At 46.9% G+C, this 23,212-nt stretch carries 20 protein-coding genes and 1 other RNA gene; 4 read left to right on the top strand and 17 right to left on the bottom strand.

The annotated features are described in order from the left end of the window. Nucleotides 1–644 precede the first annotated feature (644 nt). The 10 genes from JGK36_RS15430 to JGK36_RS15475 form a co-directional block, all read right to left on the bottom strand. Nucleotides 645–2,903 carry a diguanylate cyclase gene (locus JGK36_RS15430; protein ID WP_293190542.1) on the bottom strand — a complete coding sequence of 753 codons (2,259 nt, stop codon included), beginning with the start codon at nt 2,901–2,903 and terminating at the stop codon, nt 645–647. Next, entirely contained in the window at nt 2,900–3,508 is a 609-nt protein-coding gene (locus JGK36_RS15435) for a chemotaxis protein CheC (protein ID WP_293148579.1), read from the bottom strand. Before JGK36_RS15435 ends, JGK36_RS15430 begins: the two co-directional genes overlap by 4 nt. After that, nucleotides 3,505–3,882: a response regulator gene (locus tag JGK36_RS15440; RefSeq protein WP_293184695.1), complete on the bottom strand. Its 378-nt coding sequence runs from the start codon at nt 3,880–3,882 to the stop codon at nt 3,505–3,507. The genes JGK36_RS15435 and JGK36_RS15440 overlap by 4 nt, the downstream gene beginning before the upstream one ends. A gap of 238 nt (nt 3,883–4,120) precedes the next feature. Further along, nucleotides 4,121–4,651 (bottom strand): tetratricopeptide repeat protein, encoded by a 531-nt coding sequence (locus JGK36_RS15445; protein WP_293184697.1) that lies wholly within the window; start codon nt 4,649–4,651, stop codon nt 4,121–4,123. Nucleotides 4,652–4,919: 268 nt separating this feature from the next. Then, nucleotides 4,920–5,276: a 50S ribosomal protein L20 gene (rplT, locus tag JGK36_RS15450; RefSeq protein ID WP_293148587.1), complete on the bottom strand. Its 357-nt coding sequence runs from the start codon at nt 5,274–5,276 to the stop codon at nt 4,920–4,922. Nucleotides 5,277–5,296: 20 nt separating this feature from the next. Further along, on the bottom strand, nt 5,297–5,494 hold the full coding sequence (gene rpmI, locus JGK36_RS15455) for a 50S ribosomal protein L35 (protein ID WP_293126590.1): 198 nt from the start codon (nt 5,492–5,494) through the stop codon (nt 5,297–5,299). A 35-nt stretch (nt 5,495–5,529) separates the two neighbouring features. Beyond that, nucleotides 5,530–6,360, bottom strand: a complete 831-nt coding sequence (locus tag JGK36_RS15460) for a glutathione S-transferase family protein (protein ID WP_293184700.1) — start codon at nt 6,358–6,360, stop codon at nt 5,530–5,532. A gap of 121 nt (nt 6,361–6,481) precedes the next feature. Beyond that, nucleotides 6,482–6,907 (bottom strand): thioesterase family protein, encoded by a 426-nt coding sequence (locus tag JGK36_RS15465; protein WP_293184703.1) that lies wholly within the window; start codon nt 6,905–6,907, stop codon nt 6,482–6,484. A 141-nt stretch (nt 6,908–7,048) separates the two neighbouring features. Next, nucleotides 7,049–7,636: a TetR/AcrR family transcriptional regulator gene (locus tag JGK36_RS15470; RefSeq protein WP_293196902.1), complete on the bottom strand. Its 588-nt coding sequence runs from the start codon at nt 7,634–7,636 to the stop codon at nt 7,049–7,051. 111 nt (nt 7,637–7,747) lie between these two features. Next, nucleotides 7,748–8,350: a hypothetical protein gene (locus JGK36_RS15475; protein WP_293190544.1), complete on the bottom strand. Its 603-nt coding sequence runs from the start codon at nt 8,348–8,350 to the stop codon at nt 7,748–7,750. A gap of 59 nt (nt 8,351–8,409) precedes the next feature. Between JGK36_RS15475 and JGK36_RS15480 the strand changes: the two genes are divergently transcribed. Beyond that, nucleotides 8,410–9,012 carry a hypothetical protein gene (locus JGK36_RS15480; RefSeq protein WP_293190545.1) on the top strand — a complete coding sequence of 201 codons (603 nt, stop codon included), beginning with the start codon at nt 8,410–8,412 and terminating at the stop codon, nt 9,010–9,012. A 72-nt stretch (nt 9,013–9,084) separates the two neighbouring features. On the opposite strand, the gene JGK36_RS15485 is transcribed toward JGK36_RS15480, so the two are convergent. The 3 genes from JGK36_RS15485 to JGK36_RS15495 form a co-directional block, all read right to left on the bottom strand. Further along, entirely contained in the window at nt 9,085–9,213 is a 129-nt protein-coding gene (locus tag JGK36_RS15485) for a hypothetical protein (RefSeq protein ID WP_293184713.1), read from the bottom strand. A 29-nt stretch (nt 9,214–9,242) separates the two neighbouring features. Further along, nucleotides 9,243–9,430: non-coding RNA, 6S RNA (gene ssrS, locus JGK36_RS15490), on the bottom strand. Between the two features lie 327 nt (nt 9,431–9,757). Continuing rightward, a complete protein-coding gene (locus JGK36_RS15495; protein ID WP_293184715.1) occupies nt 9,758–11,077 on the bottom strand; it encodes a 5-(carboxyamino)imidazole ribonucleotide synthase in 1,320 nt (439 codons plus the stop codon). A 339-nt stretch (nt 11,078–11,416) separates the two neighbouring features. On the opposite strand from JGK36_RS15495, the gene purD reads away from it, so the two are divergent. Beyond that, nucleotides 11,417–12,808, top strand: a complete 1,392-nt coding sequence (purD, locus tag JGK36_RS15500; protein WP_293184718.1) for a phosphoribosylamine--glycine ligase — start codon at nt 11,417–11,419, stop codon at nt 12,806–12,808. Nucleotides 12,809–13,070: 262 nt separating this feature from the next. Then, complete coding sequence (locus tag JGK36_RS15505) at nt 13,071–15,242, top strand: HAMP domain-containing sensor histidine kinase (protein ID WP_293196903.1); 2,172 nt, start codon at nt 13,071–13,073, stop codon at nt 15,240–15,242. A 440-nt stretch (nt 15,243–15,682) separates the two neighbouring features. Here JGK36_RS15505 and JGK36_RS15510 read toward each other — a convergent pair whose 3' ends face one another. The 3 genes from JGK36_RS15510 to JGK36_RS15520 all read right to left on the bottom strand — a co-directional run bounded on the left by JGK36_RS15510 (nt 15,683) and on the right by JGK36_RS15520 (nt 20,212). Beyond that, the gene (locus JGK36_RS15510; RefSeq protein WP_293184723.1) at nt 15,683–16,582 is read right to left on the bottom strand and encodes a S1 RNA-binding domain-containing protein; all 900 of its coding nucleotides are present in this window, start codon (nt 16,580–16,582) and stop codon (nt 15,683–15,685) included. Nucleotides 16,583–16,731: 149 nt separating this feature from the next. Next, nucleotides 16,732–17,478 carry a dienelactone hydrolase family protein gene (locus tag JGK36_RS15515; protein WP_293184726.1) on the bottom strand — a complete coding sequence of 249 codons (747 nt, stop codon included), beginning with the start codon at nt 17,476–17,478 and terminating at the stop codon, nt 16,732–16,734. A 277-nt stretch (nt 17,479–17,755) separates the two neighbouring features. Further along, complete coding sequence (locus JGK36_RS15520) at nt 17,756–20,212, bottom strand: ATP-dependent helicase (protein ID WP_293196904.1); 2,457 nt, start codon at nt 20,210–20,212, stop codon at nt 17,756–17,758. A gap of 282 nt (nt 20,213–20,494) precedes the next feature. Between JGK36_RS15520 and JGK36_RS15525 the strand changes: the two genes are divergently transcribed. Next, a complete protein-coding gene (locus tag JGK36_RS15525; RefSeq protein WP_293196905.1) occupies nt 20,495–21,511 on the top strand; it encodes a DUF4349 domain-containing protein in 1,017 nt (338 codons plus the stop codon). 467 nt (nt 21,512–21,978) lie between these two features. On the opposite strand, the gene JGK36_RS15530 is transcribed toward JGK36_RS15525, so the two are convergent. Beyond that, the gene (locus tag JGK36_RS15530; protein ID WP_293184732.1) at nt 21,979–23,073 is read right to left on the bottom strand and encodes a RuBisCO accumulation factor 1; all 1,095 of its coding nucleotides are present in this window, start codon (nt 23,071–23,073) and stop codon (nt 21,979–21,981) included. Between the last annotated feature and the right edge of the window lie 139 nt (nt 23,074–23,212).

Genomic DNA, 23,212 nt, shown 5'->3' on the forward strand with positions numbered 1-23,212 from the left:
ACTCATATCGAGTCCGGTCGCACCGTCCTGGCTATAATGGCGGTGTGGTGAAGAGCGTGCGATCGTACAATTATGGTCAAGCGTCTGGTTGTTGAACCACATCTTTCAGTAGAAGAAGTTGAAGGCAACTACGGTTAGGAATCCGACCCGATCGATCTCACTTGGTACCATACTATCTGGCTGGAACGCTATAAGATTGGTAGCCAAAAAGGTACTATTTCATCGCTGTCAAGACTTAATTCCTGGTTTAACTTTCTTTAATTGGTGGCATTGTTCTATTGCTAATTGCGATCGAAGCCTACCATACAAGTTTGGTAGCAGCGGACTTGATATTAAACTTTAATCTATACTGGGAGCATTCTCGGTCAAACAAGTGATAAAGTCAGTAAAATTGTCAGAAAAAACTGATTGTATTTGAGACTTTTTCTTGCCAAAGCTGGTTCCAAAATGCTAGAATAAAAATGTCTCCGGTGTTGAAGTTATAGCGGTAAAAAAAAGAATGTAACTGTAGGCAAGCTCGAAAGCCTGATAGTGATAAGTCATTCTAAAATATTTAATTTAAAATATTTAATCTAAAATATTTAATGGTATTAGTGCCGGATTCGGGTCAGTGTCTATTCCGAATTCACAAATATTGGCAGAAGTCAAGCGCTTGTGGGTGAGGGGAAATTAGTATTGGGTAGGGAAAAGTCAACCGGGCGCACGGGAGGGGCTGTGCCGTTGGTTTTGGCTGTGGGAGGGTCTGGTTGGTAAACTTGGATGCGATCGCGCCCGAGATCTTTAGCTTGGTACAGCGCTGCGTCGGCTGCGTCAATCAATATCGAGGCTGGGGATTTAGATGCAGGAACCGTACTCGCTGCTGCGTCGGCTGCGTCGATCGCAATAGAGGCTTCGGATTCAGAGATAGGAACCATAGTCGCTATCCCCAGACTGACAGTGACGTAGTTGCTCACCTGAGAACCAGCGTGAGGAATCTGTAAAGCTGCGATTTTGAGCTGTATGTGTTCGGCTACCAGCTCGGCCCCTTCACTCGCCGTATTCGGCAAAATAACGGCAAATTCTTCGCCTCCGTAGCGAGCTACTAAATCGGCAGGGCGATTAATTGCTTTGCCGATCGCCTGGGCGACTTGCCGCAAACACTCGTCTCCCTTTGGATGTCCGTAGGTATCGTTATAAGTTTTAAAAGAATCAATATCGCACAAAATTAGGGACAGAGGTGTTTGTTCCCGCGCTTGTCGGCGCCACTCCCTGTCTAAATACTGATCGAACCGACGGCGGTTTGCTAGCTGCGTGAGTTCGTCTAAAGTTGCTAAACGCTCTAACTTGAGGTTGGCTGCTTGCAACTGCTGGTAGAGTTCTGCTTGTTTGATCGCGATCGCCAACTGAGTGGCCAGAGAAGACAATAACTCGACTTCCAACTGCATCCACTGTCGGGGACTGCACTGGTGAGCCATCAGCAGTCCCCACAATTCCTCCCCTTGCACTAGCGGTACTACCAAATAAGCTCTGACTTCAAATTGTGCGAGCAAGTCAATTTGAGCGTGCGGCAAATCGGCGGCGGAGACATCCGCGATCGGTCGGATCGCCCGATGTTGGTAGGCTTCAAGATAGAACTCGTCAAAACAGAAATTTTCCAGGGTTTCTCCCAGCATCGGCCGACAGTTGAGTGCTACAGATTCCACTGTCACCGCCCCCGTCGGGGGTGTGGCGCAGTGACTGCCCGTACAGGGGTTAAAGCGGACGATCATCACTCGATCGGCCTGAAGGAACTGGCGCACTTCTGTCACTGTCGTGCTGAGCACTTCGCCCAAATCTAGAGACTGGCGGATGTGCTGAGTAATCGTCGCCATCAGCAGTTCCCGTTCGTTTTGTTGTCGCAGCGCCTCTTCTGCCTGCTTGTACTCGGTAATATCTTGAGCAGTGCCGAAAATTTGTTTGGGCTTCCCCTCTGCTGTGCGGGCGAACACTTGATCGCGGCAGCGAAAGTGGCGCCATTCGCCCGATCGGTGTTGGAGCCGATAGTCCAACTCCAAAATATGCCCGTCTGCGACTGAGGGAAATTTTTGCAGGTGGGCGGATAGCCTCGGCAAATCTTCTGGGTACACCAAACTGGAATACAAAGCTGTTTGCATCTGTAAAATTTCTTGGGGAGTGTAGCCTAGCAGCTTAGAAGCTTGACCGTTGACATAGACGTTGCGCTGTTCGGTCAAGTCGTAAATGTAGAGTAAGTAAGGCGCCACATCGGCAATCTGCTGGATGAAATGCTGGCTCTCGCGCAATTCTGCTTCCACCCGCTGGCGCACTTCCACTTCTTCCAAAGCTTGATCTCGCATCGTGCGGTAAGCTTGGATGCGGTGGGTGAGGTCGGTTACGTCTTGTATTACCAACAGGGCGTAAAACGATTGGCAGTTTGGTGGGATAAAGCCGTAAGGCGAAATTGAATCCCGAAAGTTTGACGGCAATGCGACACCAACAGAATCTCCTTGTCGCACCATACTATCTGGTTCCAACTCCACAGTCGATCGAATCAAGTTGGGAATATTCAGTTCTGCAACGCCCGGTGAAAGTGCAGGGACAGCCGTCACAGTAGTTTGCTGGATGCGCTGCTGGCCCTCTTGCCAAGTTGCCGGAATCAGGTGCTTGTGAATTTGAGAAGAAAAAATTGTTGGCGGGCCTCCTGCAAAGATTTGCTGGAAGCGATTTGCGTACTTGAGCTGGCTCAGGTGAGGAAAATGAGTTGTGATCTTGGTTCCCAACATTTGCTCGCGCCCAATTTTCGTCCAGTCTTCCAGACAGGCATTCCAAAACAGCACCACAAAATCATCTCGCAGCAGGCAGGCGCCGACTGGTACACTGTCGAGAACTCCAAACTTTTCCTCAATAGTTTTGCTCTCCTCGATCATAGACCCCCGGCAAGTTGATTGATCGCAGCCAACAAGGCGTCAAAGGAACTGACATTGAAAATGAGGATGATATCTCCTTCAATGTGAAGCCTTTCAATAATGAAACGGGTTTGGGCTAATAAAACCACTGTATCAGCAGCCAAACCGCCAGATGTGAGCAAAGTCGCGATCGTCCCTTCCGTGTAATTGGGAATTGAGTAGTTCAGGCGCTGCTGAAGTACGTTGCTGATTGCACCCATGACCCCGTTGATTACAATATTTCCTACTTCACTCAGCGTACCAATTTTGACCGAATCCAGGTCGTGAGTTCCAGCTTCTTCCCCAGTCAGCATGGTCACGAGCGTGGCCGCACTGTTGGTGGGAAAGACTAGCTGGGCAATGCCTCCAAAGGAACCAGTAAATTTGAGCTGGACGGCGGAAATTTGTTCGCCGTTGAGGTGCTGCTCTAATTCTGTTTGCACGTCGGCTGGAGACAGGATTTGGAGGTAGGGAATTTGCAAGCGAATGGGAGATTCGATCATGTCGTTCAAAATCCCTGCTGCTTGACCGATCCCGATGTTGACGAGTTCCTGCAAAGCATCGAGCTGTCGAGCGCTTAATTTCATGGGGCGCTCTCCTCGCTGGCACTGAGAGCTTTTTTGATCCACCCGATTAGTTCGTCTGAGTTGGGCATTTTGTGAATTACTGCCAGGGCTCCGAGTTCCATGCATTCGGATTTGGTGGTTGCTTGAATATCTGCGGTAATGACGATGACTGGAATGTTATATCCTCGATCGCGCATGGCTTGCAGGACTTCGCGACCTTCCATTTCTGGCATCAGCAAATCTAAGAGCATACAGTTTGGGGTCTTAGCGGCCAGAAGTTCCAGAGCTTCCGGGCCGCTCGATGCTTCCCAAGTCTCGTATCCTTCTGCTCGCAGGATTTTGCAGATCACCCTGCGAGTCAACCACGAATCTTCGACAACGAGAATTGATGTCACTACGTTCTCCTCCTTCAATTGTTTAGGACTGACCGATGTTGCAGGCACTGCTTCGATCTTGACAGTAGTTTAAACTGTTGGGATCGCCTGCGATCGCTCGCATTAGGTGAATTCCTGTTCTTAAAAACTAACGCATTAAGGTGTTCGATAGTCTAGTCTCTTTGATTATGGGAAGAAAAAACCCGGTTTCTGAATGAAACCAGGTTTGCGGGATCTGTATTGCTCGTAACACCGGCCCTCAATTATAGATTACCAAACGCTTCCTGAGGGACTCTACTCGCTTTTTAGCAGTGGCATTTTCTGGATCGCAGGTGAGAGCTTGTTCGTACATTTCCAAGGCTTGAGCTGTTAATTTCTTGCGCTCATAGGCGTGACCGAGATTGTTGAGAGATGTAACGTAGTCGGGCTGCAACTTCAGGGCTTCTTTGTACTGACGGATCGCGATGTCGTACTGTTCTTGGCCGAAGTGGGCAAAACCTAGGGCGTTGTAAAGAAATGCTAGATCTTCTTCGCCTGCTAATTCTTGGCTTTTCAGAGCTTTTTGAAATAGTACGATCGCCTGGGAGTAAAGTTTCTTATCTACATAGATACTGCCTAACTCGTAGTATTCCTGTGCTGTTCCTTTTTCTATGGTCAGCTTATTTTCTAAGCGTTCCAAGGACATTTCCAGCTTCCGAGTTTTGAAAATCTGGCGCACAACAAACCAGGAAGTGCTACCGAGTATAGCCAGCAAAACTGACAGGTAAACAATCAGCAAATTACTATCCATGTTTTTTTATGTTAGTTGGTTTGTGGAAGGTTTTATTTATTTTAATCCGCTAGCAATCTGTGAGATTTGCCTTGGCAACTATATAAAAACACGAAAATGGCGATCGACTAGCCCGATCGCGATTTCTGAAAAATCAAGAATCCAGAAGTAAGAACAAAGAAGGAAAATGAGTCTCAACCTCCTAGATTTATCAGGAGTTTTCCTTCTCTGGCAGATAGCTAAATCTTTCCTACTTCTGCTTTCTTCTGTCTGAAAACTATTCAAGCTTTCACGATCCGGCTCGATTTGCCATTTCCACGACTTTACCGAATGTTGCGGGGTCAATGATTGCCATTTGTGCCAGCATTTTGCGGTTGATTTCGATATTGGCTTTCTTCATGTTGCCGATCAGTCTGCTGTAGCTCGTGCCGTGTTGGCGCGATGCAGCATTGATCCGAGCAATCCACAGGCGGCGGAAATCGCGTTTGCGTTTTTTGCGATCGCGATAACCATTTCGCAGGGCTTGCATCACCCGTTGGTTAGCTGTGCGGAACTGTTTGGACTGTGCCCCGCGGAAACCCTTGGCTAATTTGAGAATTTTTTTGCGGCGCGCTCTGGCGACATTACCGCGTTTTACCCGTGTCATCTTTGAATTTCCGTTAAACTTTACAAGTATGGAAGCATTAACCGCACGTTACCATCATTGGTCTCATCGATGACGACCAGCTTAGAGAGACGGCTTTTGCGAGCTGAACTTTTGTGTGAAAGCAAGTGGCTTTTGTAAGCTTTGCGGCGCACAATTTTTCCGCTGCCGGTCGCTCTAAAGCGCTTTGCGGCTGCTTTGCGAGTTTTGAGTTTTGGCATGGAGTGGTGTTATTTGGACACAAGCTTCAACTGTATCACGTTTCTGCTACTTTCTGCAAGCTGGATTTGCGACGATCGGGATGGGATGACTGAACTCGGCGCTGATCGCGATACAAGCGGAGGGCGTAAACTCCGGCGGCAGTTGACTGCAATTCTTTAATTACTGCTGCCATTTCGATCGGCAATTCTTCAATTTTCGCTACCGAAACCGGATGTTCCGACGGCAGCAAAACCGGAGCCGCCAGCGCTGCAAAAGTTATGTCGGCTGCGGATATTGTATCGCCTACTAAATAGGTTTTGCCACCTGCTAATCTTCGATCGACAATCTCAAAAATTTCTTTGATTCCTTGCAGCGAACTGGCGGCGGAATCTGCTGTTATGTTGTAGACTTGCCGCACTTTGGCGCTAATCAACGGAAAGGCTATTTCAAACCCTATTCGCTCAAGTACGGGGGTACTGTTGCACCAAGCTCTTCGCATTGTTTTGCGATCGCCCGATCGATAAAAATATCCCCAATTGCGAGTATATTCTCCCAGTCTAGCATCAAATAACTCTTCAAGTGCTTCGACTTCTTGGCGCATTTCTACATTTGTCGGATACAAATACTGACCTGATGAACTGATTGTATCGAGGTAATGCAAAATATCTGTTGAATCTGTAAAATTGCCAGATTTGGTAACTAAAACAGGAACGCTGCTACCTCCGTTTTTGCTGGTGGCCGATCGGTGAAAAGGTGGTACGTGTCTTTCTTCAATGTAGGGAATTTTTAGCAAGTCAAGGGCCCACCGCACTTTTTCGCAGTAGTGACTGATGGGGATGGTGATGAGGCGGATAACTTCGGTATTGGCAATTGTTGAATGATTCATAAAGTAATTGAGATTTGTAAATATTTGCAGTTTGGTATTGGTATTATTTCGGACGATCGGCGTAAAATTTAAGGACTAAACTCCTGACTACAAAAAGTATTTTGTGTGAAAATTTATCGATTTACTGTTGAGCCAAATATGCTTGAGAAAACTCAGATGGAATCGGCACTGGTTTGCGAGTTGATAGTTCAATAAAACAACCAGATTGTTGGGCGATAGCAGCGACTTTCCCAGCTACAATTATTTCAGCATCCATCATCCACTTCAGCGATTTCATTTTACTCATCCAAATTTTCCCAGTTGGTTTATCGAAAATATTAATCGGCTGCTTGTATTCAATTGCTGTTTTCACCAGCATTGGAGCCACACCGTTTTCCAGCATTTTCTGTACTGGAAAATAAGCATCAGCAAGTGCGATCCGCAAGTCTTCCAACCAGCGGATATAAACAATATTGCTAACGATTCCCGCAAAGTCGATATCGTAAGTTTGTACGGGAAAGCTTAATTCTATTTCCAAAGGTCTTTTCTGTTCGCTGGATGCTTGCATTTTGGGTACTCTCAGTCTATTTTTAATAATTGAAAAACTGCCTCGATTGGGGAGGAAAATTGGAGGCAGAGCCTAGTAACGAGGAGAAATTGCTCTCTTGAGACCGAAAGGTCTGTTTGATAACAAAAAAATTATTCGGTTCTAAAGTTGACTGTCGAGATATCCGTGCAAATGCTCAATTGCTCTTTTGACATGAATTGCATCCCCATAAAGTTTACTCATCATCACGGCTCCTTCCAGGGTTGAAATCACAATAGTTGCGACTACATCGGCTTCGACATTTTCTCGAACTTCGCCTTTAGCAATTCCTTTGTTAATAATTTTGCAAATCAAAGCCCGCCAACCATCCATTGCTATTTGCACCCGCTGACGCAAAGCTGGATGAGCATCATCGCTTTCAACTGCTGTATTTAACAGGGGACAGCCGCCTGGAATTGGAGGATTTTCGGCAAACGTCCTAAATAAAGATATAACAGCTTTTAGCCGATCGACCGCATGACGTTTTCCTTTCAAAGCCCCGAGATATTGTCGGCGCATACATTCAGCCGCAAAGTCAAAAGCTTGCAGGGCTAACTCATCTTTGCTCTTGAAATGGTTGTAAATTCCTCCTTTTTGCAAGCCTGTAACGCGCATGATGTCAGACATAGAAGAACCTGAGTAGCCGTACTGATTGAACAGTGCTGCGGCTTCCCTGAGAATTTTTTCTCTGGTTTCTTGAGCTTTTGACATTTTGAGCGGTGCTGACAGACCTATCGGTCTTTTTTAGAGAATAGCAGAGCGAGCTGTGAATGGCAAGGGGCGATCGCAATTAATTTAAAATTCAACTTAAAGCCGATCGCCCTAACCATCCCGCACCATCCAAACCAACATCCCCAGCAAAGGTTCCACAGGCGGCACAGCATAGTCATTGAGGTCAATTGTCAGAGTTTTTGCCTCCAACTTCAAAAATCTCCAAGCAGTGCCACTACTGACACTTCCGTAGATTGTGCCGATCGCAATATTGTTGATTTCATTAAACTTTTGAGCTGCTACCATCTCGGCCGCGCACTGTCCCAATCCCATTTTTAAATCGGCTTTTTTCGCTTCAACAATCACAATTGCTGGTGCTTCGATTAATATTTGTTCGGGAGAACGACTAATTAAAAAATCGCAGATACCACTCAATCCCAACTCCGGCTCTACAGTAAAATCTTCTCCCGAAAATAGACTCACTTGCCGCTGTAAAATCTTGCGGACTTCGACTAAAATAGGACTAATAATCAGTTCTGATCGCGCTTTTTCAGAACCCGTCGCTGTAGCAAGCGGCAATCCTTCAATGAGGGATTCAGTTAAATATACACTAGGCTCGATGGGTTCGGTTGGTGGCAAAAATCTGCCTGCTTCTACGGTAGTTAAGCCGAAATCGCGTTTAGCTTTTCTGAGTGTGAATTCACTGTAGGGCATTGAAAGCACCATTTTTATTGATGTTAATATAGCATCTGATTAAATTTGAAATCAAAATCATGGCATACAGCGATTTTACACTGCGAAAGGTTAAGCAAAGCTTCGGATTGACCGCAGTTGAAGGCGGGCGTTTTTTGCCGGAAGTTGAGCCGATCGCACCCAGTGCTATTTTAGCAGGTTTGTTGGCAGATACAGTGCCTTGGGCGATCGCAGTAGGAACCGAAAAAGCTAAATCAGAACTAATTATCGCCCCCGCACTTTTGGAAGTCAAACGGTTGCTGAACCGCCAAATCAGCGTATTTTCCGGCACCGATTTCACCGTGGATACCGCAGCGGGATTAAACGGAGTTTGCGATTTTTTAATCAGTCGCTCTCCTGAGCAATTTGAGATAGAAGCACCTGCTGTTATGCTAGTAGAAGCGAAGCGAGATAACATTAACAGCGGTTTAGGACAGTGCATTGCTGAAATGGTGGCGGCTCAAAGATTTAATGAAATTAACAATAACCCAATTCCGATTATTTACGGTTCAGTAACTAGCGGCACTGCTTGGAGATTTATGAAACTCGAAGGGCAAGTTGTGACTATTGATGTCAGTGATTATCCGTTTCCTCCTGTCGAGACAATTTTGTCGATGCTTGTCTGGATGGTACGGGAAGGTTGAGAAGAAGTCAGTAGTCAGTAGTCAGTAGTCAGTAGTCGGTAGTCAGTATTTATGTGTTATTTGCGATCGAAACTAATAATCATAGGACTTATGCAATTCCCAATTCCCAATTCCCAATTCCCAATTCCCAATTCCCAATTCCCAATTCCCAATTCCCAATTCCCAATTCCCAATTCCCAATAAAAAAAATAGGCCAGCCATATTAGCGCCTATCTCAATCAATATTTTAAGGGTTCACCGCAACGCCGTCTTACCTCAGCTTTTGACCTGGTATTTTACCAGGTGGGCACCGTTGGCTCGGACTTAAAGTTTCTGGGTACAAGCCCAGTTTACTGCTGTCCAAACATCTTGATTCCCGAGAGTTAAGAGTTATAGATCAAAAAAACATTATTGGCAGTCACCAACGTCGCAGTAGAACCTTTATGTGAACAAACCTGACTGTCAACTGAGTACAGTTAGACCGCAGGCTTCTTTTTCCTTTTTTTCAAAGGCTTTTTATAGTGAGGTAGTTCCACCCCCACTTGTTAATATAGTATCAGAGTATTTCCAGATCATCAAGGGGTATAAAAGAATAATTGTCGGTTTCGGTATCTACACCCGACGAGCCTTTCATCCCAAGGAGTAATTCCCAACGGGGTACTTCGCGCAGCAATTGAGATTAATCCCCTCTAAATATACCCTTAGACTTCCCGGCTGGTAGTTAACATACAGCAACTAACTCGATTTTGGCAACTCTTCGAGCAATTTAACTTCCATACCAGATAGATTCAATGGTTTGAGCGATCGCACTAGCCGACTTTCCTTCATTCTCCCCCAAGTCCCCGTCGAAGAGGACAGTAACGTGACCCAGTTTCCTGCCAGGGCGGGATACTTTCTTACCATACCAATGTACAAAAGCGCCGCTAATTTGTGCCAGTTGTTTTCGTTTCTCTAAATAATCTGACTCCGCAGACTCGTAGCCCAGCAAATTTACCATCACAGCACCTGCACATTTTAGATCGCAATTACCTAAAGGCAGTTGACAAACTGCGCGCAAATGCTGTTCAAATTGTGAAGTTTTGCAAGCATCGATTGTAAAGTGTCCCGAGTTGTGGGTGCGGGGAGCAATTTCATTGACTAACAGCTTATTGTCGGCGGTTAAAAATAATTCAATGCCGAATACGCCGACGGCTTCTAAGCTATTGAGGAGAGTACGGGCGATCGCACAAGCTTCGGTTTGCACCTCTAAACTAATATCGGCGGGGGCAATCACTACACGACAAACCTGATTTTGCTGTTGAGTTTCCACGATCGGGTAAATCGCTATTTCACCAGTTGCCGATCGAGCTGCGATCGCAGCCAACTCGCGATCGAACGGCACAAACTCTTCTACCAGCAAAGACTGACCTTTAAGTGTAGCGCTAATTGACTCAAAACTCTCGCGATCCTTAACAATAAAAGTACCTTGGCCGTCGTAACCGTGGCGGCGAACTTTGACGACAAAGGGAAAATCTCTAGGCCCAGATTCCGAGTTTTGTTCTATCTGTGTGCTGTCGGAAACAGAAATTGCTAAATTGTCGATCGCAACTTCCCCGCACATAGGTTCATGCCCCACAGCCCCTGCTCCAATCTGCCTTCCCTGGGGTTCCTGCAACAAATCTAAATCCAAATCCGCCATACTATCTGGCGCCCAAAACCTGGGAGTTGGCAAACCCAACCTTTGTAAATAACAGCGCTGCACGTACTTATCCAACAAAGGAGAAAGCGACGACAAACTCGGCTGAAATAACACACCTTGCTGTTCTAGCGTTCGCAAACCATCCAAATCCACAAACTCATTTTCAAAAGTAATAACATCGCAGCCATCCGCCAAATAAGCCGTAGCCAAAACATCATCAACAGCCCCCAAAACAGCACCCACAGCAGCAGAAACTGCCGGGTCATCACCATTAGGAGTTTGGACTACCAATTCAATACCCAGCGCGCTAGCAGCTTCTCCCATCATCCAAGCTAGCTGACCGCCGCCGACAACGCCCACCCGCTTCAATTTGGCAGGCGAACTCGCAGCGGTTTGATTAGATTTCATGTGAGTAAAATTCCTGGTATCAACTTGTTTATTTTATCGCTATTTGTAGCCGAATGTATGAGAAATATTGAATATTTAAAAGCAATTTTTTTGGGCTAATTGCACGATTTAATCGAGGCAGAACCTAGAAAAAATCGACGGCGAAAGTCTTGAATTATTGCACGATCCCAGGATGCCGGCAAATAGCGATCGCTCCCCACTCCTCCAGAAAAGTGCCACATCTAGCAATTCACGATTCGCCAAGCATGGCATAATTGACAGCACTGCAAAAAGCAGATAGACAGGTGCAAACACTGAAAATGCGACATTCAGGGAACAAAATTTATAGGTGAGGATACTGTGAAAGTTTTGGTTGTGGGGAACGGAGGTCGCGAACACGCGATCGCAAAAAAACTGCTAGAATCTACGCGGATTAAACAAGTATTCTGCGTTCCGGGCAACGGCGGCACAGCTACCACAAAAGGCTGTCAAAATCTGTCGCTCAACATCGACGACTTCCAAGGCATAGAACGCTTTGTGATGGTGAACAACATCGGACTCGTCATCGTCGGCCCGGAATTGCCCCTATCGCTAGGCATCGTTGACTACTTCCAACAGCGAAAACTGATGATTTTCGGCCCCAACAAAGCCGGCGCCCAAATTGAATCCAGCAAATCCTGGGCCAAAGAATTGATGCTGGAAGCACAAATCCCAACACCCAAAGCTGCCGTATTTACAGGCGCAGAAGCAGCCAAAGCATATGTTGTGGAACAAGGAGTACCCATAGTCATCAAAGCAGACGGACTCGCCTCAGGCAAAGGAGTCACCGTTGCTACCACCGTCAAAATGGCTCACAGCGCCATCAACACCATTTTTAGAGGCGAATTCGGCACCGACAACCTCCGAGTCGTCGTCGAAGAATATGTAACCGGTCAAGAAGTCTCTATTCTCGCCCTCACCGACGGTATCACAGTAGAACCGCTGCTGGCAGCTCAAGACCACAAAGCCATTGGCGAAGGCGACAAGGGAGCCAATACCGGCGGTATGGGAGCCTACGCCCCAGCGCCAATTGTCTCGCCCAAACTAATGGACAGGATTCAAGCAGAAATTCTTGAACCTACCCTCGCTGCGCTACAAAAGCGCAACATCGATTACCGGGGCGTCCTCTACGCAGGTTTAATGATTACACCGAAAAGAGAACTTCAAGTCTTAGAATTCAACTGTCGTTTTGGAGATCCCGAAACTCAAGCGGTTTTGTCCCTCTTGGAAACTCCCCTGGAAGATTTGGTGTTTGCTTGTTGTCAGCAGCGTCTGGGTGAATATTCCAACATTCGCTGGAAGTCTGGGGCTTCTGTTTGCGTGGTTTTAGCTTCTGGGGGCTATCCCGGAAATTATCAAAAAGGCAAAGTTATTACAGGTATCGAGGAAGCTGAAGCCAAAGGTGCAGAAGTGTTTCACGCCGGCACTCAGTTGAAGCAGCAGCAGTTAGTGACCGAGGGCGGCCGCGTTTTGGGCGTCACGGCGGTTGCAGAAACTTTGGAACAAGCTATCTCTAAAGCTTATGCAGCAGTTGATTGCATCCAATTTGAAGGGGTTTACTGCCGCCGGGATATCGGCCTTCGAGCGCTGGCCCCTCAAAATGTCGAGCCCAGTGTCGAGCCAAGTGTTGAGCCAAGTGTTGAGCCCAGTGTCGAGCCAAGTGTTGAGCCCAGTGTTGAGCCCAGTGTCGAGCCCAGTGTCGATCGAAATTAGGAATTGCGGCCTGCTGTGGCCGCTGCTATCCGAAAGCTCGACACGCTGGGGATACTAGAACTCCCCCAAGCAGAAGATAGAATTAAAACCCCGGAGGATAGAGGTTTTGGCCGCCCAAAAGCAGAGCAATTTCAAGGTAGAAGTGCCACAATAAAGTTTGGCACATCTGCGGTGGCAGTAGCGGACAAGTCGCGACAGAAAAATCGATCGACCACAAACTCAATTAATCTTCCTTTTAATATTCAACTGGTGAACTGCTCAAATGCTGGCCATACTAAACAAAATCGGAGAAATTATTGCCCGCTGGTGGTCGGATTTTACCCTCCAGACTCGCCTGATGGCCGGTGCTACCCTCGTAGTTTCGTTAATTATGAGCGGCCTGACTTTTTGGGCCGTGAATACTATCCAACTAGACGCCAGACTTAACGATACTCGCTACGGCCGCGACCTCGGTCTGCTCTTGGCGGCAAATGTGGCGCCGTTGATTGCAAAAAACGATCGCTCCGAAGTAGCCCGTTTTTCCCGCCAATTTTATAGCAGCACCTCCAGCGTCCGCTATATGCTGTACGGCGACGAAGCAGGAGATATTTTTCTGGGGATACCTTTCTCGGAATCTGAGGTGCAAACTTCCCTGACACTGCGCCGCCAAATTAAACTCCCAGATAATTTTATCGCCGACATTGAGGCGAGAAATTTAACTTCTTTGCCTTTGGTGCGGCAGCACTTGACGCCAGACGGAGAAGTTACTGACGTATTTGTGCCGCTAATTCACGAGGACAAGTATTTAGGCGTTTTGGCGATCGGCATTAACCCCAATCCCGCAGCAGTTATCTCTTCAAATCTAACCAGGGATGTTACTTTAGCAGTATTTGTCACGATTTGGGTGATGGTGATTTTGGGCGCTGTATTTAATGCGCTGACAATTACTCACCCGATCAAACAATTAGTATTTGGGGTCAAAAATATCGCGGGCGGGAATTTTAAGCAGCGAGTTGACCTGCCTTTGGGGGGAGAATTGGGCGAGTTGATCGGCAGTTTTAACGAGATGGCCGAGAAATTAGAGAGTTATGAAGAACAAAATATTGAAGAGTTGACAGCGGAAAAAGCGAAACTAGAAACTTTGGTTTCAACTATTGCTGATGGGGCGCTGTTGCTGGATGCAAATTTGCAGGTGATTTTAGTCAACCCGACGGGGAGGCGGATTTTTGGATGGGAAGGTAAAAATGCGATCGGCATTAACGTCGTCAATATTTTACCTGCGGAAGTGCAGCGCGAGTTAGCAAGACCCCTGCACGAAATCGCTGCGGGCGATCGCGAAGGCGGCGAATTTCGGATTACTCTGAGCGAACCAGTCAACCGCACAATTCGGATTCTGCTAACCACCGTAATTCTCCACAAAGCCCCTGGAACCGAACCGCTGTGCAAAAGCTGCGTGCGCGACGAGGAAAATACCTGTACCGAGTCAAAACGCCCGAACGCGATCGAGTGTACATTCTACGAGCAAACCTCGAAGCATCAAGGTTCCGGACAGTACCGAGACAGTCTCAAAGGCATTGCCATGACAGTGCAGGACATCACTCGCGAAGTCGAACTAAATGAGGCTAAAAGCAATTTTATCAGCAATGTTTCTCACGAATTGAGAACCCCTTTATTTAATATCAAATCTTTTATCGAAACTCTCCACGAGTACGGAGAAGACCTTCTAGAAAGCGAACGCCGGGAATTTCTAGAAATTGCCAATCGAGAAACCGATCGCCTCACTCGTTTAGTCAACGACGTGTTAGACTTATCGCGCCTAGAATCCTGCCGAATTTATCAATTGGACGCGGTTGACCTCCCGCAAGCCGTGGAACAAACCCTGCGGACTTATCAGTTAAATGCCAAGGACAAAGGCATCGAATTAGAGCAAGAAGTTGACCCGTATTTACCGCCAGCTTTAGGTCATTACGATTTGCTGCTGCAAGTATTTGCAAATTTAGTAGGAAATGCCTTAAAATTTACCGAGTCCGGTGGTAAGGTGGCAATTCGAGCCTATTTCCTAGAGTCGGATGCTCATCCACGCGAAGACGGCGCATCCGGAACCCACAAATTTCCACCAAATACCAGCCATTTTCCGGTGGTGCGGATCGAAATTTCTGATACCGGGATTGGCATAGATCCCGAAGATCAGCAGGCAATTTTCGATCGCTTTTTCCGGGTAGAAAACCGAGTCCACACTCTAGAAGGCACGGGATTAGGTCTTTCGATTGTCAGAAACATTATTGACAAACACCACACTAAAATTAATTTAGTTAGCGAAGTTAATGTGGGCACGACTTTCTGGTTTGACTTACCAGTTTATCAGGCGAAACAAGTGCTAGATATGGAAAATGCTTGGACGGTGCAAGCACAGGCTGAGACTGAAACAAGTTCGACTGCGGCTAAAACTGTTTAATGGAAGTTGTCGTTGAGCACTCTTAATAGGTACGTAGTTGCGCTTGAGCGCTCCGAAAGGTACGTAGAAAGGTACGTAGTTGCGCTTGAGCGCTCCGAAAGGTACGTAGTTGCGCTTGAGCGCTCCGAAAGGTACGTAGTTGCGCTTGAGCGCTCCGAAAGGTATGTAGTTGCGCTTGAGCGCTCTTGATTATAATATATAAAGAGCGCTAAAGCGCAACTACATACCTTGTCCGATCGCACATTGCTCTTGATAAATATATATAATCAAGAGCGCTGAAGCGCAACTACATACCTTGCTCTCGATCAACATATATATATATAAAGAGCGCTGAAGCGCAACTACATACCTTCGCCCAAGTTTTCATAATTTTCGCCTCCCTCGTTTACTCGTTTTCAGGGTTAGCGTGAAAACGAGTAAACGAGTACAATTGTCAAAACCTAAGAAAGAGTTTTTCTAGCACGTTCCGATCGCTCTTCTGCGGTATCCATGACATCCGCCATTTTATCCACCATTTCCCCTGGATAATTTTCGAGTACCCGAGTAGAAAGCGAAATTCGACCGCGACTTTGATCGAGGTCAACTACCACGGCTTTCAGGGGTTGGCCGGGGGTGAAAACTTGTCCGAGGTTCTCAATATATTTTTGGCTGACTTGCTTGATGTGCAGCAAACCGCTAACTCCTTCCAAATCCACAAACACGCCAAAAGGCTTGATGCTGCTGACTGTTCCTTCCACTAATTGACCGATTTGCAACTGATTTAAGGCAGAAGATTGAGTGGCCATCCGCTGGGAAAGTACGAGTTTTTCTCGTTCGCGATCGACTTCCAAGAAATTCACGGTCAAAGATTGACCAATTAGCGATTCTATGTTATCGCGTTGGGCTAAGTGCGATCGGGGAATAAAACCGCGCATTCCCTCAACATCCACCGTCACGCCGCCCTTATTCGCCCCAGAAACCCGCACCTGAAGCACTTTACCAGTTTCCTGCAATGCAACTAAATCTTCCCAAGCTTGCTGAATTTGTAACTGTTTCAGAGACAGAGTAACTTGGCCGTCTGCATCTTGTTCGCGGATAATTAAAAATTCCCGTTCCTCGTCTAGCGGAACGACTTCCGACAAATCCGTTACCGTTCTCAAAGCAGCCTCTTCGATCGGCAAAAAAGCCGAAGACTTGCCGCCGATATCAACATACGCGCCATTTGAGTCATACTCGAACACTTTGCCGCGCACTACTTGTCCCTTCTGGAACTCATAATTGTGCTGTTCGAGGGCTTTAGCAAAATCATCCATTGAAAAAGATGCTTTTGCGCTTTGAGAACCTGTAGATTTGGAATTCATGTCAGTTTAGTTGTCAGTTATCAGTAAATTAGTTGTCAGTTGACAGTTGTCAGTTGTCAGTTGACAGTTGTCAGTTGTTGAAGCAAGAAGCAAGATGTTCCCCCACTCTCCCACTCTCCCCCTCTCCCCTCTCTCTCATCTTCCACTCTCTAAGCTGGTTGAAGTTCGTGTTGAAATAGCTGCTTCACTTGCACCCACGATTCGGCTGCTGCGGTAGCGTTGAAACTGCCGCGATGGTCGCAGAAGAAGCCATGATCGGCATTGTAGCTGAAAATTCGGTAAGGAATTCTGTGTTTTTGCAATTCTGCGACAATTTGGTCAACTTGTTCTTTGGGAATGCTGGCGTCTTGAGTGCCGTAAAAGGCGTAGAGAGTACCTTTAATGTCCGCTGTGCGATCGATCGTGGGAGATCCGCCCCCGGGGGTGAGAGTGGCGATACCAGCGCCGTAGAACGACGCTGTAGCCTTGATTTCGGGCAAAGTCGCCGCGAGGTAGGCGACGTGTCCGCCAAAGCAGAAACCGATACAGCCAAAACCTTGCTGTTTGACGGATGGTAAGGTTTTGAGGTAATCGATGGCGGCTTGGATGTCGCTCAGCAGTTGGGATGCGGTAGTTTGTTCTTTGTATTGTCTGCCGATTTTGATATCTTCGGGCGTGTAGCCGGTTTCAAAGCCGGGGGCTTGGCGCTGGTAGATGGCTGGGGCGATCGCCACATATCCTTCCTTTGCTATTCTTTCTGTAACTTCGCGGATGTGTGCGTTGACGCCAAAGATTTCTTGAATCACGATCACAGCGGGAAATTGCCCTGCGGCGGCGGGTTGGGCTAGGTAAGCCGCGATTTGCAAATCTCTATTGGGAATTGTGACGTTAGCTGTGCGAATTTCTGGGTTAGGCATAGGGAGTTTTAGTCCAATTTTATTTGATTTGTGAATGAGATTTTTTTTAACCGCAGAGGGCGCAGAGAACGCAGAGGAAGAAAAGAGAAGTTTTGGATAGAGATTGTTAGTATTATACCAATATTTCTGGTTCAATCTGTTCCGATAAGTAAGTTTTTTTGCTCAAGTTACTCTTCTCATACTGCGTTTTTGCGCCGAAAGTGGAACGGGCATCTTGCCCGTTCTTAACCATGATGCAAAGTGTAATTTTCATTTTTTTAGTAACTAATCCTAAATTTTAAAACATCACATTTCCCGGAAATTGCTGTTTCAAAACAGGCATCACCGGACAAGGTTTTTGCTCTTGCAAATTCTCGGGTTTGTTCCAAGTAAAAGGCCCTTTCTTCGCCGCGGCCATCCACAGCAAACTTTTGGCCCGCGTCATTGCTACATATAGCAATCGAAACTCTTCTGCTGTTTTCAAATAACCTGCTTGTTCCCACGCTTCGCCCAGATTTGGTAAAGGATGTTTTTCGTGCAAACTTGCTCGAATTTGAGCTCTCGCTACTTCAGCTAAAGTGAAATCTCCTAAAAATCTAGTTTGTGGCAAAACTCGCAAACTTCCGGGGATTGTTTGGTCGTGCAAAAATGGTAAAAATACACAATCCCAATCTAATCCTTTAGCTTTGTGCATGGTAATAATTGTTAGTTGACCTTTGCTGGTGTAGCGTTCTTCTATTTTGTCATCTGCATCTACAGGCTCAAATCTTTCTGAACTAACAATTTCGCCCAGCACTCCCAAAATATTGCTCATTGAATTGTTACCGGCTGTTTGGATTGCTACCCGTTCTGCTAATTTGTCGGCGGTGGCTAATTCTGTTTGGTCGTATTGCAGGGCTAAGGCTAAGAATGAGATGATTTGGTAGGGCGGCAGTTCTAAACGTGCTTGCAGCAAACCGCAGCAAAAATAACGGCATTTGCGGACTGGATCTGACTGCTGGGGGTCTAGCGGGCCTGGGTAGAGGAATTGTTCGGGGCTGGTGGCAAAGGCATTGTAGTCTTGTTTGGGGATGAGTTGTCGATCGCTCAAAATCTTTAAGGCTGCTTTCAGGTAGTCTGGTGAGTGCGGGCGATCGAGAAATTGCAGCAATGTTAATATTTCCCAAGGTACTTGAGAATGTCTGTCTCGTTCCCCGACATCCTCAATTTTAATCCCGTATTTGCGTAAATCGCAGCTCAATCCGTGTTTTTCCGGATTTTCTAGGACTTCTTTGATAAACTTGCCTTGTTTGTTTTCCCGCACTAAAACAGCCATTGATTTTAGATTTTCTACTGGCAATTTAGGGCGATTTTCTTCATCCCTCGATTCACTGCCCGATTGAATATTTTGCTCGTGACTTTCCCAGACAAAATCCGCAGGTAAAAATTCCTCTACTAACTCAATTACCCGCTTTCCAATTAACTCAACTGTCTGGTAAATATCGCGGGGAGTATGCAATTCTAAGCCTCGACCTATGGGGGCAGGATTGGCATTTTGCTGCGGGTCATCGCTGGGAACTGGCTTGATAGTTTGGGATCGAAAAGGCTGTTCGGTTCCCGCTAATTCTGAGCGGTTTACCCATTGCAACATAAAGTTAGCTGCATCAATAATGATCTGGCTACTGCGGCCTGCACCGTCCATTGTCGCCAACTTGTTTTCAACTTCGCATTCGTCACAGAATTGGTTAAAATAAATCGGATCGGCGGGAGTAAAGGTAGAATTAATTGCTTGATTTGGGTCGCCAACTCTGATAAAATTAGGAGGTGAATTAGGACGATCGGGATCTTGAGCTAATATTTTCAAAAGCTCAGTCTGTAAAGGTGTCGAGTCTTGCGCTTCATCCTCAAACACGGCAAATACTTGCTTTTGTTCCATCGCCCTGGCGCCCGGATTGTCCAACACCCGCAAAGCTGCTAAAATCATCTCGTCATAATCGATGAATTCCCGGCTTCTCAACAAAGCCTGATATTTTTGATATAAACCGCCGGCTACCGCTAAAATTTCATAACCATCGCCAGAATTAATATCGCCCATTTTTAATAACTCTTCGGGAGATAAACCCGAAGATTTCGCCTCGTGAATCACAGTTTTAGCTAACTGCGGCAAAATCTCTGTCCGCAAAACCGATTGTCGCCGCAATCTCTCCGTTTCTTCTCCATCAAATTGTTGTCCTTCCAACAAAACTTGATATCTGCGCGGATTTTCCGCGATCCAAAGTTCTACACAAGTGCGAATTAAGCGGTGACTTTGAGTTGGAGTGACTAACGTCGAATTTTCGAGATTTAAACCCGACAAATCGGGATGGCGCATCGCAATATTTAAAGCTAAACCGTGCAAAGTGTGTACGGCAAAACCGCCTTGGTATAAAGACAATTGTGCCAATCTTTCCCGAATTTTAGCTTTAATATTAGCAGCAGCCGATCGCGTAAACGTCACCACAATTAACTGACGGCGGTTGTTAAGTCGGTTGCGGGCGATCGCAATTGCCGACGCAGCAGCCATTCCTGTAGACTTCCCGGCCCCTGGAACCGCCGAAACCGCAAGGGGGCCGCCCGCCCAATCCGCCATCTCGTGCTGGCCCGCACGCAAGCTGTCGCGAATTTTACCGCAAGCGGCAGCCAAAAGCGCGGCGGGATCTAACTCGGAGAAAGTGCTGTTCGGGCGATCGATCTCGGCAGTCGATCGACTAAAATCAGTATCAAATTCATCAGTCATAATTACATCCGCGTTTATCCGCGTTTATCTGCGGTTAAAAATCCCCAAAAATTCACCGAATAGCAAGGGTTTGAAGCCCCAGCATGAAGGCAGATTGTGATAAGAACGGAGTTTAAATCTCCGCTCTTATCACTTCGCTGTCAACTGTCAACTGTCAACTGTCAACTGTTTAACTCTACCGTTTCCATTTTGGTATCGGCTCAACAAACCCTATCTATGCGAGCTTAAATTAAAACCAGCATAAAATTCAATACCCAAGCCTTTTTATAGGAAAAATCCCCAATGAAAACTCACCTCAAAACCAATTTTCCACCACACCAGCCAAACCCAGCCAACAACAGCACAACTCGCTTTGCAGTTGTAGCATTCTTAACTTTATCCTCAGCCATTGCTTTACCAAGCTGTGCAACTTCCTCCCCCAGCGGCTCCACAAACGGCTTTGCTTCATCCCGCAGCGCCGAAAAGCAAATTGCCGCATCTGCTCCCCAATCCGAACCCGCACCTGTAAGCACACCCGGAGGCGCAGCGTCAAAAGTTGCTGCTGACACCGCAAAAAAACCAGCCGCAGAAACTCCAGCAACTGCTCCCCAACTGATTAAAAAAGCCGAACTCAGTGTAGTTGTCAAATCTATTGACAACAGCACTAAATCTGTCACCGAGATTGTGAAAAAACAGCAAGGCGATATCTTGGCTTTCCAAAACCAAAAGCCGCCGGATTCTAGCGTGCGCCAAACCGCAACTATGCAGATTCGGGTACCTCAAGAAAAGTTAGAAACTACTTTAAATGCTTTAACAAAACTCGGAAGTGTCGAAAACCGAGGGCTGACGGCTGAGGATGTTAGCGATCAATTAGTTGACAGCGAGGCTAGGCTCCGCAACCTGCGAAAATCCGAGGAAGTTGTGTTAAAAATTATGGAGCGATCCGGCTCTGTTGGCGACGTACTCAAAGCTTCTCAGCAGTTGAGTACGATTCGGGAGTCGATCGAGCGCATCGACGCTCAGTTAAAAAGTTTGCGGAATCAAGTAGCCTATTCGACTATTAGTTTAACTCTAGAAGCAGCAGTCTCGGCCCAGCAAGAACCGGAACCTTCTCTCGGCTTGCGGGTGCAGGAAACTTGGGGACAAGCGACTCATTCTGTGGGCGAATTAACTTTAGGTTTGTTTGCTTTGGGCATTTGGCTGTTGGCTTACAGTCCTTATTTCGTAGTAATTGGGGCGGCGACTTATGGTATAATTCGATTTAAGAAACAGCATTCAGTTCCGAAAGTTCAAGAACCGAAACCGCCTGCTGCAAATTAGTCATGGGGCATCGGGCATCGGGCATTGGGCATTGGGCATTGGGCATTGGTAGGGGCGGTGCCCCCGTGCCCGCCCTCTTACTCTTACTTGTCATTAGCTAGCGACGCACCAAGCACCGAAATATTGCGATCGCACTTGATATCATTCCCAGCACTTCTGAACGCAACAGTTACTCTTATGGCGGATTAATCTTTAGGTACGTAGTTGCGCTTCAGCGCTCTTTGCGTATATCTATGAAAGAGCGCTAAAGCGCAACTACGTACCTTTTTGATTTAATGTAACAGTTGTGCAACTCCTGCCCAAATTCAGAATCGCAGATAATATAAGGTGCGTCGCGGTGAGATTGTCAATCTTTGTTTAGGAATTTTCGCTCGCGACACACCCTACCAATGACTGTCAACTGTCAACTGTCAACTGTCAACTGTCAACTGTCAACTGCCAACTGCCAACTGTCAACTGCCAACTGACTAATCGTCAATTTGCCATCCATCTTTGGTATAATCTTCATCCACAATCTTCTTCGGCCGCATCACCAAAACAACTCGCCCCAAAATCGACAACTGCGGGGATGTTTCAAACCATTGCAATTCTAGATTCCCCCCGTTATCGGCGAGGAAATAACTCTCAGCATCCCACTGTCTTTGGGCGCGATCGGCAATAATCAAAACTTCTTCAACTTTACCTTGCAGCGGCACCGGCAGTCGATCGCTCATTTCCAAAACCGCCACCGGATCTTCCGCGTTCAAAATTACCTGCCATCCGGGAATCGCCACCCAAGCTCCAGCTCCGGAAAACTTTACCATGCGAAACGGCTCGATTTCCTCCGGCAAAGGCACTGCCAGCAAATCTGACGTAGAAAGCGGCAATTTGCCTACAACCGGGACAATCCGAGGCAGTTGTTCCTCGGTATCGAGCCTGTAAACTGGTAAACGAGGCGCTTCCCGTCTCGGAACTACAGTAAAATCCACCAACAATTGCTCGATTTGCGCCCTAGCAGTTTGGCTGCTAGCTAATTTTAAACCGCGAGCAATTAAGCGCGATCGCTCTTGCAAATCGCTTTTTTGTCTCGCCAACTGCCAACACTGGTAAGCTACAGCATCCCCAGGAGTGTCTGTGAACCCCTGCGGGAGACTCCCGAAGTGCGAAAACTCCTTCATCGCCTTAGCAACTTGGCGGGAATCATCAACATCCAAATTGTGGGCCAACATCAAAGCTGCCGCTCCGGCTCGCTCTGCTTGCGAGAGAATCCGAAACTCGTATAAAATATCACTACCTTTCCGCAGAAAGTGCGATCGAACTTCCTCCGAAGCACCAGCATTGACCATGCTGGTGTAAACTTGTGCTGCAACGCCGACCTGATTTTGTTGAATAGGCTCAAAACCAGTTTGTTCAAAAATCTGCTGAGAGTTGCAGCCCGCTTGCAACAGTGCCGTGCAGGCTTGTCCCCACTCTACCCAGGTGCCTTCCTTGCGGCGGAGCGATCGAATTAACTTTTCCACATCCACAGCATCAGTGGAGGGTGCAGGTTTAGAAGGGGAAGAATCTTGCGGTGTATCAGTCATAATTGAATCAAAAATCAGCGTTGAGTTATGTGTAATTGGATACTAGCAAGGCTCGTGTCGCGGGAGAGCGATAGATTTATGGTAAGGGAGTTATGAGACTATTGTTACAGAATAGTTGCTCGCCTAAATTTACAAAGGG

The sequence above is a fragment of the Microcoleus sp. PH2017_35_SFW_U_B genome (genome assembly GCF_020737865.1).
In the GTDB taxonomy this organism is placed as follows: Bacteria; Cyanobacteriota; Cyanobacteriia; order Cyanobacteriales; family Microcoleaceae; genus Microcoleus.